The sequence below is a fragment of the Selenomonas sp. oral taxon 892 str. F0426 genome (assembly GCF_000468035.1).
Taxonomy (GTDB): Bacteria; Bacillota; Negativicutes; order Selenomonadales; family Selenomonadaceae; genus Centipeda.
The window spans coordinates 1,202-15,745 of record NZ_KI260541.1 but is presented as its reverse complement, the minus strand read 5'-3'; the positions used below and the strand labels follow the sequence as shown (position 1 = coordinate 15,745).

The 14,544-nt window shown below is 50.1% G+C and carries 13 protein-coding genes; 1 reads left to right on the top strand and 12 read right to left on the bottom strand.

Annotation, left to right across the window (positions count from 1 at the left end; genetic code table 11):
• The 12 genes from HMPREF1992_RS07985 to HMPREF1992_RS07930 all read right to left on the bottom strand — a co-directional run.
• Positions 1-721: SNF2-related protein (locus HMPREF1992_RS07985; protein ID WP_021685381.1), on the bottom strand; the 721-nt coding region annotated here is incomplete at its 3' end.
• Between the two features lie 6 nt (positions 722-727).
• Positions 728-1,408, bottom strand: a complete 681-nt coding sequence (locus tag HMPREF1992_RS07980; RefSeq protein WP_021685380.1) for an ORF6N domain-containing protein — start codon at positions 1,406-1,408, stop codon at positions 728-730.
• On the bottom strand, positions 1,401-1,682 hold the full coding sequence (locus HMPREF1992_RS07975) for a VRR-NUC domain-containing protein (protein WP_021685379.1): 282 nt from the start codon (positions 1,680-1,682) through the stop codon (positions 1,401-1,403). Before HMPREF1992_RS07975 ends, HMPREF1992_RS07980 begins: the two co-directional genes overlap by 8 nt.
• Before the next feature lie 212 nt (positions 1,683-1,894).
• Complete coding sequence (locus HMPREF1992_RS07970) at positions 1,895-4,225, bottom strand: virulence-associated E family protein (RefSeq protein ID WP_021685378.1); 2,331 nt, start codon at positions 4,223-4,225, stop codon at positions 1,895-1,897.
• The gene (locus tag HMPREF1992_RS07965) at positions 4,222-4,617 is read right to left on the bottom strand and encodes a DUF4406 domain-containing protein (RefSeq protein WP_021685377.1); all 396 of its coding nucleotides are present in this window, start codon (positions 4,615-4,617) and stop codon (positions 4,222-4,224) included. The genes HMPREF1992_RS07970 and HMPREF1992_RS07965 overlap by 4 nt, the downstream gene beginning before the upstream one ends.
• A complete protein-coding gene (locus HMPREF1992_RS07960; RefSeq protein WP_037359190.1) occupies positions 4,614-4,817 on the bottom strand; it encodes a hypothetical protein in 204 nt (67 codons plus the stop codon). The genes HMPREF1992_RS07965 and HMPREF1992_RS07960 overlap by 4 nt, the downstream gene beginning before the upstream one ends.
• 106 nt (positions 4,818-4,923) lie before the next feature.
• Positions 4,924-8,127 carry a DNA polymerase gene (locus HMPREF1992_RS07955; protein ID WP_021685375.1) on the bottom strand — a complete coding sequence of 1,068 codons (3,204 nt, stop codon included), beginning with the start codon at positions 8,125-8,127 and terminating at the stop codon, positions 4,924-4,926.
• A gap of 68 nt (positions 8,128-8,195) precedes the next feature.
• Entirely contained in the window at positions 8,196-8,756 is a 561-nt protein-coding gene (locus tag HMPREF1992_RS07950; protein WP_006696236.1) for a DUF2815 family protein, read from the bottom strand.
• Between the two features lie 12 nt (positions 8,757-8,768).
• The gene (locus HMPREF1992_RS07945) at positions 8,769-9,893 is read right to left on the bottom strand and encodes a DUF2800 domain-containing protein (RefSeq protein ID WP_006696237.1); all 1,125 of its coding nucleotides are present in this window, start codon (positions 9,891-9,893) and stop codon (positions 8,769-8,771) included.
• The gene (locus HMPREF1992_RS07940) at positions 9,883-10,179 is read right to left on the bottom strand and encodes a hypothetical protein (RefSeq protein WP_006696238.1); all 297 of its coding nucleotides are present in this window, start codon (positions 10,177-10,179) and stop codon (positions 9,883-9,885) included. Before HMPREF1992_RS07940 ends, HMPREF1992_RS07945 begins: the two co-directional genes overlap by 11 nt.
• Positions 10,180-10,265: 86 nt before the next feature.
• The gene (locus tag HMPREF1992_RS07935) at positions 10,266-10,922 is read right to left on the bottom strand and encodes an RNA polymerase sigma factor (protein ID WP_006696239.1); all 657 of its coding nucleotides are present in this window, start codon (positions 10,920-10,922) and stop codon (positions 10,266-10,268) included.
• Between the two features lie 715 nt (positions 10,923-11,637).
• Entirely contained in the window at positions 11,638-12,615 is a 978-nt protein-coding gene (locus HMPREF1992_RS07930) for a hypothetical protein (RefSeq protein WP_006306670.1), read from the bottom strand.
• Between the two features lie 438 nt (positions 12,616-13,053).
• Between HMPREF1992_RS07930 and HMPREF1992_RS07925 the strand changes: the two genes are divergently transcribed.
• Complete coding sequence (locus HMPREF1992_RS07925) at positions 13,054-14,406, top strand: RNA-binding domain-containing protein (protein ID WP_006696241.1); 1,353 nt, start codon at positions 13,054-13,056, stop codon at positions 14,404-14,406.
• Positions 14,407-14,544: the final 138 nt, after the last annotated feature.

Genomic DNA, 14,544 nt, shown 5'->3' with positions numbered 1-14,544 from the left:
CGCTCTCGATCAGCTCCGGCATCCTCAGATGGTCTGCGGCTTTCATGGAGATGGTGATGTCGGCAATCTTCTCGTAGATCCGCTCCTCGGCTCCGGGAAGTGGCGCGTAGGAGAACACCACCTGTCCGTTGCGCTTGTCCGGCTTGAAGTAATCCTGCCGATACTTCGTAATGAACCGCCCCAGACGCACGCCCATGTCCAGTACCTTGAACTCCGCGAAGAGATCCATCAATCCGTTGCCGGATGGCGTTCCCGTAAGTCCGATGACTCTCTTTGCCAGAGGGCGAACCTTCATAAGTGCCTTGAACCGTTTGCTGCTCCAATTCTTGAACGAGGAGAGTTCGTCAATCACGATGGCATCGTAGGTGAAGTCGTTTTTCTCCACGAGCCACGGCACGTTCTCGCGGTTGATGATGTAGAGGGAGGTCTGCTTGCGAAGCGCATCCCGACGCTCTTTCTCCGTTCCGACTGCAACGGAATAGCGGATATGATTCAGATGCTCCCACTTGCCGATCTCCTGCGGCCATGTATTCCGCGCCACACGAAGCGGTGCAATAACGAGAACGCGAGAAATCTCAAAATGGTCAAAGAGCAGGTCGTTGAGGGCCGTGAGAGTAATCACCGTTTTCCCAAGTCCCATATCCAGGAGTACGGCGGCAGTCGGATGGCTTTCGATAAAGTCGATGGCGTACTGCTGGTAATCATGCGGTATGAACTTCACAGTGCATCACCTCCTGAAAACTTCCTGCAGTACATCCACATGATAGGTGTTCACCAAGCCATATTTTGCATCGTACTCCTTGCCGATATGGTAGCCTTGCTTTCTGGACATTGCCGAGGCTTTGCGTCCGAGTCTTGCGGCGGCATCCCGGCTCACACCACGAACTCCCGTGAGGTTGGCATAGCCGATGATGGTGTAGTGGTGCTCATCGATGGTCATCTGCTTGGACTCCACATCGAGAAGCCGTTCATCCACCTTGTCGATACGGGCATTTGCCGCCTTGATTTCCTTTGCCTGCTCCACCATTCGCTGTGCACTGTATAGCAGAAATTCCTCGGGCGTCATGTTCCTCATAGGGTTGAAGTAGCTTTCTTCCAGCTCATCAAAAACATCCCATGCCCGCTCGGTTCCTAGCATCTTGCTGTGGCGCGCCGCCCCTTGTTTCGTCCAAAGAATCAGAGACGGTGCGCGACTCCCGACAACTGACTCGATATTTTCGAGTGAGTCCTTGAAAGCCTTGAGATCAGCACCTTCAAGTTTGAAGTAATGCTTCCCCTCAACGAATCGCTCCCTGTTGTTCTTAAAATTCTGCTGGATATGAATTGCCCTGCATCCATACGCCTCGGCAAGCTGATCCGTGGTCATGACACGAATGCTGTTGTGTTCCAATACCGTAAGTTCATTCATGGTCGATTTCCTCCAATACGCTGTCAATTTGATTTATCTCGTCAATCACATACACCTTGAATCCAAGCTGCCGAAGCAGCCTGTGCCGTGCCAGCTGAAGTGGTCTCGGTGTTCTTCCCGGTGCTTTTAGTTCCACAAAGCCCATTCTGCCGCGAGGCAGAAGCACCAGTCGGTCAGGCATCCCATCAAATCCCGGTGAGGTAAACTTTGGTGCGATGCCTCCCATCGCTTTGACTCGTGCTGCAAGTTCCTGCTCAATGTCTTTTTCCCGCATCGTTTTCCCCCGTGACGACAGTGACTAAAAATCCTATACGCGCGAATATGTGTGCGTTTTCCCCTTATGGGTATATATTTACTGTTTTTCTCTTATATAGAATTTACTGTCTTGTCCGTCACAAATCGTCATAACTGCCAAGAAACACGGCGATAGAAGTGTGACAACTTTTACCTCCGTTGTCACACGAACCACCTTGTCACACCGTCTTGTCACATCTTTTTATAAAGGCGCTGAAGACCGTATATCGGAATGCGCCGCCTCGTTTCAGGACGCGACCAGTCGGGAAGCCTTGCCATAATCGCAGATATGGCATAACTGTCCGCAGGTTTGATGTCCTCCTTCGCTTTGCCAAAGCATTCGCACCATATCTCGATGTTGGAAACGGTCTCTCGGCGCATCGTTCCTTTGGCATTCAGGAGACCGTCCGGGTCTTGCACATAATCCCTTCTCTGATGCACGTCCATCGTGTCCCATGTTTCCGGCAGAAGCATATCGAGATAACGTGCGACAAGACCTTCACGGTCATCCTGCTCCATCGCCTCGGACTGTTCCTTCCTGGCATAGTCCTCCAAGGTGTGGTCGAGAAACAGTTCCTCTCCGGCATTGGAAAGAACGATGACCTCCGCCCAGATTTGATCCACCGTCTCTTGGTCAAGATCCCAAGGCTTCATTCTGCCGCCGCCCGTAACCTTGACGTTCCAGAACCTGCGGTTTCCCGTAATGTCGCGAAGATACCCGTTCTCGCTGTTGGTCGTGCCGAAAAAGATGCACTGTCTCGGATGAGGTGTGACCCGTCTGCCGAAAGAGGCGCGGTACTTATCATCCTGCCTCGATACAAACGCCTTCACCTTCTCAAGCTCTGCTTTACGCATACCTGCCATCTCACCGATCTCGTGAATCCAGTAGCCCTGCAGCTTCTCCGCTGCCGTCTTATCGTTCATGTCGGAAAGAGTCAGGCTGTCGGCGAACCACGCCATGCCAAGTTTGGCGATCAGCGTGGATTTCCCGATGCCCTGATTTCCGTTGAGCACCGTGATGTAGTCGAATTTGATGCCGGGATGATAGATGCGCATATATGCCGCGCAAAGTGCCTTTCTGGTCACAGCGCGGACGTAGGCGTTGTCCTGCGCCCCCAGATAATCAATCAGGACGGTGTCCACTCTCGGCATCTCGTCCCACACCGGCAGACCGTCGAAATACTCCTTGATCGGATGGTAGGAGCGGTCATCTGCGGCCTTGGTCACGGCAATGTCATAATTTCTCTGTGAAAAGGATCCGTAGCTTGCGTCAATATAGCAGATGAGCTGTGCATCGTCCGCATCCCGCCAGAACCGCGCAGGATGTTTCCACGGAACCGCGCCGCGAATCTCCATGCCGTCCGCCAGCTGATTGAACACGATGTTCTTCATGTACGGATCGTTCTCCATTATGAGCCGGATATTGTGGAGGTTGTTTTCCAGTACACCGTTCTTATTGCGCTGCAGACGTTTCTTCCACTCGTCATCGACAGATTCCGCAAAGTCTTTTTCTGCCTCACTCAGTCGCTCGTTTGCCGCCACGATTTTGACCTCATCCTGCTGCATGGCAAAATCGCACATGGCGCGGAAGGATGCCTTATCATCCAGATCACCGAACTTGTGGATACGGACGATGTCGAAGGCATTACAGAGTTTCAGATATGCCGGGTCTTTCGCATGGTGGGAATAGACAAACTTTTCATCCTTGATCTCCACGCCCGCAATGCTGCCGGATGCGATGAGGTGCCAGCGGCTTTCGCTCTCGGTCGGCTCGTATATGCCGGAAAGGAATGTTTCAAGAGCACGGGTGACGGGAAAGAATACCCGGTTGAAGATTCCGACCGTGCCTTCTTTTTCAAGAGGATCCTGCACCTTTTGCTGCGTAACCTGATTCGCCTTGCTCTCACGAGAGGATGTGGGAAGCCTCGTCGGATCCGTCCATTCCGGGTGCGCCGACAGGATCGCATCCGGGTCGAGCCATTCCTTTTCCACTTCCTTGAAGACGAATACGCCGTTCTGCGGAGATGACGGCCAGTACATCAGTTGATTCGGCTGATAGGAGCATTCATCGAAAAAGTCGATGCCCAGCATCTGCGCCAGATACCTGGATACTGCCACGAACTCCTCTGAGGTGACATCCCGCAGCAGCGGGAATACCAGTCTTACGCGAGGATTCTCCTCTGTGCTGGAATGCGTGGTGTAAAGGCATGAAGTATACGGTGCATTCGTTTCATAGGCATCAAGGAACGCTTTGTCAATACGGTCGCCGTCCAGAGCGATCATCGAGCGCAGTTCCACGGCATCAACCTTGCGGCGACCGCCTTTCAGCACACCGCCGACAAATCCGCCGTGGTCTTTTGCCGCATCTCTCTGTGCCTTTGACATCTTTGCGTATTCTTCCGCAGATTCCGCTGTGCGGATGGTGACCTTGATCCGCTCCTTCAAATCCTCGTACCGAATGGTTTTATTCACCCAATTCTTTGCCTGACGGCTATTTCCATAGGCAATTGCCAAGTCTCTCATCCTGATACCTCCTCGCATTTGGTTGTGAAATAGCGGATGTTCTTTTGCAGCCTCCCGGCATGGGCAATCTCCGCTTCCATGCCCTCAGTAATTCTCTCGCCGAACACCCAGACCTCGCCGCACAGCCGCAAAAGTTCGAGGTTCATGGACATTGCCTTCCCGCGCTCCTTAATCTCTGACAGAAACTGCGGAAAATACAGATGCGGGGCAATCGGAATGCGCCCACTACTTACTGCAAATTTGCAGTACTGCCGCGCCCGCATAACGTTGACGTGCGGGCTGTCCCGATAGGGTGAGCAGATGTAGACGAACTGATTCTGTCGAAATACCTTTGTCAGAGCGGCGTGCGCCGTTGGGTCGGCGTAGCCCTCATGGTTTCTAAACTCGATCATTTCTCGCACCGTACCTTCCGGCTGCACTCCGTGCAGCAGATCGCCGTACCAAAGAGGTCAAACTCCGTATCGCCGAAGAACTCGTTGAAATCGACGGACACTTCCGCTCCACAGCGCGGACAATGGCAGAAGACGTTCTCGTCATTGATTTCCACCGTGACCTCCATAGAGTCATTGATATTTTCCTTAACATAGAACATAAGATTTCCTCCCTTTGAAAACTGATTAGTTCCTCTCATCAGTAAGAGGACGAACCGGGAGGTTTTGGTCACCAAAAATCCTCCTGCTTTTGCAGGAGGATGGAAATTAGTCTTTCTGATAGAATTTGCACGCAAAACCGTCGGCGCAGAGCAGGAGGCCGTCTGCCCAAGGCGGAGTTCGCGCCATCTGCATACAAACAGCTGATAAATCAACCCGCTCGTCGCATTCGATGATGAGTTCATCATGGACATGAGCGACAATATCCATCGACCGCAGCGTCTGCATGGCGTAGCAGAGAATGTCACGGCTGATGGCCTGTGTGATGTTTTCCACGAGCTTCGGTCCGTAGGATTCAATCCGCGTCCACTTTTTTGAGAGATCGAGTCCCATATAGGTGATGGATTCGCCGCCAAACTGATTCTCTCCAATGCGCGGCTTCACATAGGCAAGTCTGCGTCCGCTCGGTAGTTCGATGAACATCATGCTGCCCTGATAGATGAACCGGATACCATGTGTGACCTTCGTGCTGCGCTCCTTAATGCAGTCCTTTGCGGCTCGGTCGACTGCCCACCAGAAATCCACGATGTTCGGATTTGTTGCACGCCAAGCATCCACGAGCGGCTTCAGCTCCTCTTCCTTCATCCCGGATTCCAATGCGCCGAACGCTTTCAGTGCACCGACGGATCCGCCGTAGCCGCAGTTGTGGACTAATTTCCCCGATACGGTAAAACGATGATGCTTTCCGGCATTTCGGATGTCATAAAGTCGAGCCGTACGCTGATGATTCTCACCTAGCCGAATTGCCGTCCCTGTTTGTACGAGATGTGCGCCGCAGGAGGCAGCATCTCCAAACTGTATCGGCTGCGCTTTCCCCTCGACCCAGACGAGATGATCTGGGGTTGCTGTAAGACCTTCATAGGTAATTACCTCCCGTTCACCCTTAAAAATGACACCATCATGGCTAACCCAGCTTTCTCCGTCCCAGAGCAAATGCTCCATGCGAACGCACTCAATAGGGACAAGTCCTTCATTCGTAAGGACAAGCTGTCCCTCAGCGATACACGCCAGTTCTGCCTGTTTCCCTTTTTGCCGAAGATGCCCGTTCTCGCCGTGTTTCACCACATTACAATGAAACATCCTACCTGCTGTGGCACAGTAGATGTCTCCGTCGCCCTCGAAAACATCCATGCGCCATCGTTCCTTGGCAAGCCATGACAGCACCCGTGCCTCGATGGCAGCAAAGTCCGCAACGATGAATTTCCTGCCCGCCTTTGGGATAAAGGCTGTACGGATAAGCTGAGAAAGCACATCCGGCACGGAGCCATAGAGCATTTCCAGTGCTTCATAATTTCCCTGCCGTACGAGGTCACGGGCGCACTCAAGGTCGGCGAGATGGTTCTGAGGAAGATTTTGTAATTGAATGTGGCGTCCACTGTTTCCTGTAATCCAAACTTTTCCATTTCTCCTCACGAGAAAATATCCTGTTGGTGTTTCGGCACAATACACCGATCCACTGAAATCAGATACTTCAGGCTTGATCCTTATTTCGTGGCAATTCTTAGGCGTTAGCCAAATATCTACTACATATGCCTGATTCCAGTTGGGGTGCTTTTCAAGATTACGGTGTTTAAGTTTTATCACTGCAGCCCTGCCGCTCATATGTGCCAAAGCTTGAACAATATCAGCATTCTGCTTATTGCAAGTACTGTATTGAATGCTGTTCGGTGCTGGGCAGTGACCATCCCAGTGCGGCAATTCGTCAAAAAATATGTCGGGATTCTCATCAAGAAGCCAGAATCCGAAAGTCTTCGTTCTGAACTGACGCAGCCATAAAGGAACATTCCTTGCCGGGATGGTGATATTCGTGACGTCCTTATATGTATGTACGGCAAACATAATTTCAGCCCTGCGGAGCAGCATTTTGCAACGAGCAATTTTTCGCTCTTTCTTGAAGTTGAATCTGACGCTTCCATCGGATGTATAGAATCCATCTGCTTGCGTCATAATCAAAACACGAAGCCAAGTTGGATTTGCGCAACCACGATGATAGCGATAACCATAGAAGGGAATGGCAGGACGGCACTTTGACATTTCCTCAACCGTCATATCTTCCCACGCAGAGCCATAGCGACGCTGCACACGCATTTTGTGATCCGGAGTGCTACATTGGTCGATACGGGTATCACGATATGTATACATTTTCCCACTGTATTCGAAACATAGAGCCTTTGCCGACTGGAATGAAACCATCTCATTATTTGCGTTCCAAACCGCAATATGACTGCCATTCCACTTGTCTAAGCGTATCCATCCCTCTTTTGTTAATACCTCGTGGTCACCAGTAAGACACCAACGCCCGGTACGGTTCGCGCCATAGAACTGGAACATTCCCCGCGCACGTCCATCCGAACAAACGGTATTCTGCATCGCCTGATATTTCTTCACCGAAGACTTTGCAAGCTGCTGCCGAAGCATCAATACATCGGAGATAGGAGACTGGACAGTTGTGAGCAAAGCCATCACAGACTTCTTGTCAAGCGACTCGGCTGCAACTCCCTGCTCCTTGAGCCATGCCTTCATCTGCAGCACACTGTTCGGATTCTCAAGCCCGGTCAGAGCTTTCAGCCTACCCGTCAGTTTTTCCTTGGTGAGCGCGTCAATCTGGACAGCATTCTCCACGAACGGCATATCCAGACGTATCCCACGGTCATTGATTTCTTGGTCTAATACATACTCCTCCCACACCGACTGCGGAACAGGATATTTGAAGAGACGCTGCTGAATCGCCATCTCCACTTCGACATCACGGCGATTGTAAGACTTGAAGAGTTCCCACTTCGCTCCCGTGGGTTCGTGGAACGGAGGCGTTGAAAAATAGCGGATGAGTGCCTTGCCCTCGTTCATTTTCTGCTCTTCCAATCCCAACACCCGTCCGACGGCGGCAAGTGAGAGCGGAAGTCCCATGTAGGCAGACCAGACCATCGTGCATCGCCAGCTGTGGGGACTGAGGAAACAAGCGCGCTCGGTAGTGTGAAGCATCCCAAAGTCCGACAAGTATCGCGACAAGCACACACGCTCAAAGTTGGCGTTGAATGCCCACTTGATGACGCTATCATCCGTCAGCGCATCCAGAATTTCCTGCGGAATCCGCTCACCACGCACGAGGTCAATGACCTGCACCGCGCCTCCGTCCACGGAATATCCAAAGAGCAGGATCGCGAAATCCTCTGCCACGGTGTAACGATATACGCCGCTTTTCCCAATATCCACACTGCTCCGAGTTTCAAGATCGATAGAAATGGACTTCATGTATGTTCTCCTTCCGTGACAAAGGCAGCGAGGAAGAATCCCCGCTGCCCGTGTCGGTCAACTCTTATTTAGCTGAGAAAGTCCTCGTCCTCATCGGCGAAGTCATCCTCGGCGCGAGTCTTGCCGCCGAGCGGCTCACCGTCAGAAATCTTCTGCAGGTTGTTCAGCCCGCAAGCGATGCCCTTGTTGCCGTTCGAGTTGAATGCGTAGAAGTTGATGCTTGCGCGTCCGTAAACGCCGGAGTAGACCTCCGAATGTTCGATGATCGGATTGCGGGCGGCATCCACGATACCGGGAGCTGTGGCCGAGTTCGCATTGATGAAGTAGCTGTCCTTGTACGCAGCATCGTCCGGACGTTCCATGTCTCCGTCACGGAGCGGGTTCTTGATCGCCGAGAGTGCGGGCACGGACTTGCTGCTCCCCTTGAGTTTGCTCTGCCCCTCATCGTATGCCGCCTGAATGGCGTTCTTCACTTCCGTGACCGTCTTGGTGTCGCTCTTCGGGATGATGAGCGACACGCTGAACTTCGGCGTACCGCCGTTGATGGACTTTGCCTGCCAGACGTTGGCATAGCTCCAACGTGTCTTGACACCCGTGATCACTTTTGTCGGATTGATAACTTTTGCCATGATGTGTTTTCCTCAACTTTCTTCAAAATCTTCTGCTGCGGTATTCATCGCAGGCCGCTTGTCGCTCATGGGAGCGAGGGTTGGTTTCCCCTGCGGTTTTACGATGAAGCCTCCGAGCAGTTCCTCAAACTTATTTTTTCCGAGCAGACTGGTCATTGCCGTAATCCCGAGCAGTTTCTGCTCATATGGCTCATAGCCCGCTTCTTTGACTGTTTTGGCGACCGCCGCCTCGTCGGTGTATTTCCGATTGGAGCGACCCTCGACCAGCTTCCAGCCTGTCCACTGCTTGCCTTGGATTGCCCGCTGCAAGGCGTACTCCTTGATGTCGCTGACCCATGCGGCGAGCGTGTCCGCTTTTGCAAGCACCGCTTCCACCTCGGAGTCTTCCAGTGTTGGCGGCATCTCAAAGTCATACCGCGCAAGTTCCAGATTGTGCTCTGCCCGCTTGCGGCACGTTGCCTTGACCTTGCAGAACTGACAGTGCGCCCCCGCACAAAACGTGCCCTCTCCTGCGTGTGCCAGCTTTGCCGCAGGTACAAGCGTGTCTTGCGCCCATGCCAGAAGGTCAGCTTTCGAGATGCTGAACTCCGAGATGTTGGCGAGACGAGGTTGGAAGATCACCATCCGCACACAGTCGATGTCGTACAGACCGTCGAACATCTGGATGCACCCGAGTGCGTAGCACATCATCTGCGGATTATGGTCGGCACTGACCTCGATGCCTTTGCCGTGTTTGTAGTCCACAATGCAGACGGTCTTGCCGGAGATGATGAGAGTGTCGGCTGTACCGAAGCCATCCGGCACGAACGCCGAGAAATCGACGCGCTGCTCCACCGACACCATCGTATCCTTCGACTCCTCGCGGAACTGCGCCACAAGCCCCATAACGAACTGTGCATAGAATTCTGCACACTCTTCCATCTCACTGTCATAGGAAGACAGCTTCTTGGTCGGATCGCGCACCCGCTCACCAAGTGCCTTACGGAGTTTGTACTCACAGAGCGTATGCGCGTCTGTCCCTTGAGCGGCGTACTCGCTTGGCGTATCGGATTGCTCCGCATTGAGCCGCGCCGATGGCGGACAAGCAATCCATCGTGCGGCAGAGGATGCGGAGAGGATGGCGTGTTTACGTGCCAATGCGCTCAGCCTCCTTCAGGAGTGCCACATAATGTTCCGGCGCAAGCTCGCTGAGTTTTGCCGCACCGTATTTGGCAATCAGTGACTTGACTGCGGCACTGTGTCCTTCGACAGAGAGTTTCGCAAGTACGGCGCGTACCTCCTCAAGTGTTGGTGAGGCTTCCTCCGATTCCGAGACCTTCGGTTGCTCCTCGCCTTGAGAACTCTGTACGATTTCCTCAAGGACATCGACGAGCCGGCGCAATGTCGCCACAAGCTCTGCTGTGACTTCATTCTGTTCCCGCATAGGTATCACTTCCTTTCGATTAACTGCGGGCATCTTCACCTTCCTATAAAGAAGAGGACACCTGCCCGCAGTCTGGTCACCAGATTTTACAAAATATCCTCAATCTGCTCTTGCAGTCTGGGCATGAATTTCTTCATACGCTTACGAACACTTTCTTTGGATTTGAAGCCGACAGCACCAGCAATCTCGCGTTCAGACTGTCCCGCCGCCCTGCGGATAAGAATTTCATGGTCGATGGGATCGAGTTTGGCGAGAGCCTCGTACAGCCTGCGATTACGCTCCTCGCGGACTGTGGTGTCGGCGACATCCTCATGGACGGGAAGTGCCGGGTCATTGACCTCCACCGCACGTTCTAAAGAGATTGTCCGATACACGGGATGTGAGCATCCATCACAGCTGCGGTTGGCGCAGCAGGGCTTTCCTTCATAGATACAGTGTTGCTCACGCTTTTCCCGCTTATCCTCCCGCCAGATTGGGCGCATGACGACGGAGTATTGATTAGCATCGACAGGTGCATAAATTGCCCGCCCCGACGCCTTGAAGAACTTTTCTCCGGCAGTCTTCCGCCGGACGAGTTCATCCATGCCCGTATCCCGGATTCTTCCGTTTTCGTGGATCTGAATCGGGACGGGGACATACACGCCCAGCTTCTTACTGTGCTGAAAACGATGTCCCTGCTGCAGGAGTTCCTTGACCTCCTGCGCGGAGTAGTCTTTGATGATACCGTTAAGCTGGATTTTCATAGTTTTGCGTTCCTTTCGTTCTTGCCGAACGGCAGGATGCAAAACTACACACGGGCTTCACTCCAAAAATGGGCATAAAGAAGCACGGTGGGAGCATAGAGATACTGACAAGCTCGTATGCTGTCAGAACCCCTATTCGCATCCCGCCGTCCTATGGCCATCTTGGACAACAGATTGACTTACCTAGGGAAACTTGATTTTCTTGTTTTCATCATCTCCTCTCACTACTTACCGAAGAAGTTACTCCCCTCAACAGAAAGCGGACAGTTCGAGCCGTTTTGGTCACCACTTCTGAAGAAACTATTTTGGATATTTTCAGCAGAGGAAGATCTTCCTCTTAATATCCCACTGGACACATTTAGTCGTGGTGGCCGAACTTTTTAGAAATATTTCCATGAACACAAAAAGGCCGGATGACGATAAAGCTCTCGCTTTACCATCATCCGGCCATTCGGTAGCTCATAGCGGCTCCATTGCTCGGTATGTTGGTGTTATGTTCAGACTACCCGTCGCCTCGATAATGTACGTTGTCCTGAATAGTTGAGTTTCACGATATTATGACAGTTGGGGCACTTGAGGGCCAAATTCACATTACCATTGGCATCGATGTCTGCTGCTCTTTTCCCACAAACGGGACATTTGAGCCGTTCCATTGCCTCGCTCTCTGATACTTGAATTTTACTGCCTTTTTGAAGCACACTACCACTCCTTTTACTTAAAATGGAATCTCATCAATATCCACTAAATTGTTCACGTCATCATCTAAATCCGAAGGAAATGGAGCAGAAAAAAATTTTTCTGTACTCCCTCCATCTTGACGTGGGAAGACAAATTCATTGGTTACCTTTTCTTCCTTTAAATCCACAAGAAGTAACGAAACATAGCCTTGAAATTTCTGCTCACCAAAGTCCTCTAAAATGTCTTCATAAGCCTCTGAATTATCAACGACATAAGATATTCTCTGTGGTACTTCATCGGATTTGAAGTAAGTAAGTGCTGCATAACGACGCGTAAAGTTTTCATAGAAGCGCCGCCCATTTTCAAATTTTCTTCGTTGCTTAACTATTTCATCACTATCAGCATCATCTGTATTTACCCCAAAGCGACGAATAATACGCTCAGAGGATGACGTCTGCAAAAACTCAAATCCCCATTGCCCATTGCCCCCAATGATTTCATTTCTATACAAAAATTGTAGAGAAATCACCCTTGTTTTTGAAACTCTGACACGATGTAGAGGCGAAAAAATAGTATCAGGAGCTCTTCGCATCAGCTCCTTCATGACACTTCTTGATGCTGTCTGTTTGCGTATAAGCATGTCTTCAAATTGTTCAATTTTATTAGGGTCATGTTCCAAGACTTTATGAGCCATGCTCGTAAGTTCTGTAATTGCACCAGTACATTTTTCGGCAAACAGCCGCACCTCCTCTGCTGAAGCAAAACCGTTTGCATCCATAAGCATTTCAAGCGTGATTCCACTTGTGCGATCTCTATGCTCAAAGATCGAGCGAATAACAGTCTCGGTACTGGCACCTCCAAGCTTTTTATTTACTATGCGTGAAAATGTAGATGGGTTTACACCGCATTCCTCTGCAAATTGCTTCATCGTCCGCCCCGGTCCCTTAGCAGCCTCGAGATACTTGGACATTCGCTCCTTATCCACAGGCTTGACACGGGTGTATTCTTCTTGCATGATTTTGCACCTCCTATGGTATTTCTGACCTGTGTGATTGATATATCAACATTATATTGCACAAACAAGCAAATTTCAAGCAATTTTGTGCAATTTTTTCAAAAAATGATGATGACTACCATATCTCTGTTTCCCACCTGTCTTTATCTTTTTTTGACATTTAAAGTCCTTCTTAGATCTCTCAGTATGGATATTGTATATTGTAAAGTTTTTAATCTTATTTTAATGTAAAATAATGTCCTTGGACATAGCTACTTTCTTAATAGGGCGAGGATTCTATGGTATAATATATTGTATTATATAGAGTAAAAGGGAGATACTAGATTGATGTCTCCATAAACAGCGTCTTTATTCCCCTTACATCTGACGCGATCTCCCTTATCATTAGCAAGCTACACGAGATCAGAGAGAAACAATATACTTTGGAGGAAATGACGAATGTCCGAAACTCAGAATGTAGAATATAAAGAGTCTTGGCGGGACGAGTATCTGAAATGGCTCTGTGGTTTTGCCAATGCACAGGGCGGCACGATGTACATCGGAGTGAATGACTCCGGAAGTATTGTCGGTGTAAAGAACATCCAAAGACTGCTGGAGGATATTCCGAATAAAATCCAATCCGGTCTTGGAATCGTTGCGGATGTCAACAAACACACAAAAGATGGTGTGGAATATCTCGAAATCAAAGTAGAGCCTAGCACTTTCCCTATCAGCTATCATGGAGAATTCCATTATCGCAGCGGAGCTACGAAGCAGCAACTGACAGGAATTGCACTATCGCAGTTCATTATGCGAAAGACAGGCGTTCGTTGGGAGGATGTAATAGTCGAAGACATTACAGTAGATGATCTCGACGAGGAGAGCCTCAAAATTTTCCGTAGAGAAGCCCTCAGAAGCAAACGAATGGCTCAGGAGGATCTTGATCTTTCTAACGCAGAACTTTTAAGCAAGTTGCATCTGATATCCAACGGCAAACTAAAAAGATCAGCAGTGTTGCTCTTTTACCACGACCCCAGTGTTGTACAAAATGGTAGTTATATAAAGATCGCTAAGTTTGGAGATGGAGCGGATCTGCAATATCATGATGATCTTGAAAGTTCGTTGATAAAGAATGCAGATCAAGTAATCGATCTGATTTATCTGAAGTATCTGAAAGCTAACGTGTCATATATACATGATCGTCGGGTGGAAACATACCCTTATGCAAGAGCTGCCATCCGTGAGGCAGTATATAACGCAATTGCCCACACCTGTTATATGTTTGGGACTCCCGTTCAGATTCGCATTGAGAATGAGTCGTTTATCATAAGCAATCAGTGCATTCTTCCAGATGGATGGACGGTTGAGACCCTGATGGAGCCTCATGATTCCATCCCCTACAATCCAGATATTGCAAACGTATTCTACCGTGCTGGATACATTGAACATTGGGGACGCGGTATCGAAAAAATCTGCGAGGCCTGCAAGGAGCTGGGGGCAGACCTTCCATTTTATGAATTACGAGGAAATGGACTTCGAGTACATTTCAAGGCACTCCAAAGTGCACTTATTGCTCATCCAAAATCTCCAAACCGACATGATGGCGGTTTAAATGTCGGTTTGGATGTCGGTATAGCGGATAGGATTCTGGAGTTGATCATAGATAATCCCCAAATAACAATGGCTGAAATAGCAGAAAGACTAAACGTAGCAAAAAGGACAATTGAACGTGAAGTAAAACAGCTTCGTGAGACTGGTCGCGTAGAGCGCGTCGGCAGCAAACGATTCGGACACTGGAAAATCAACGATTAAATATTGTAGGGTCGAGGCATAAGAAACTCCCATGCGCTCGACCCTACAGTTTTATGGAATTGATTTGTATGATTCAACAAAACATCAAGCCACTCTTCGAATCCCATTACATTGTATCGTTATCGACGTTACTTCGTT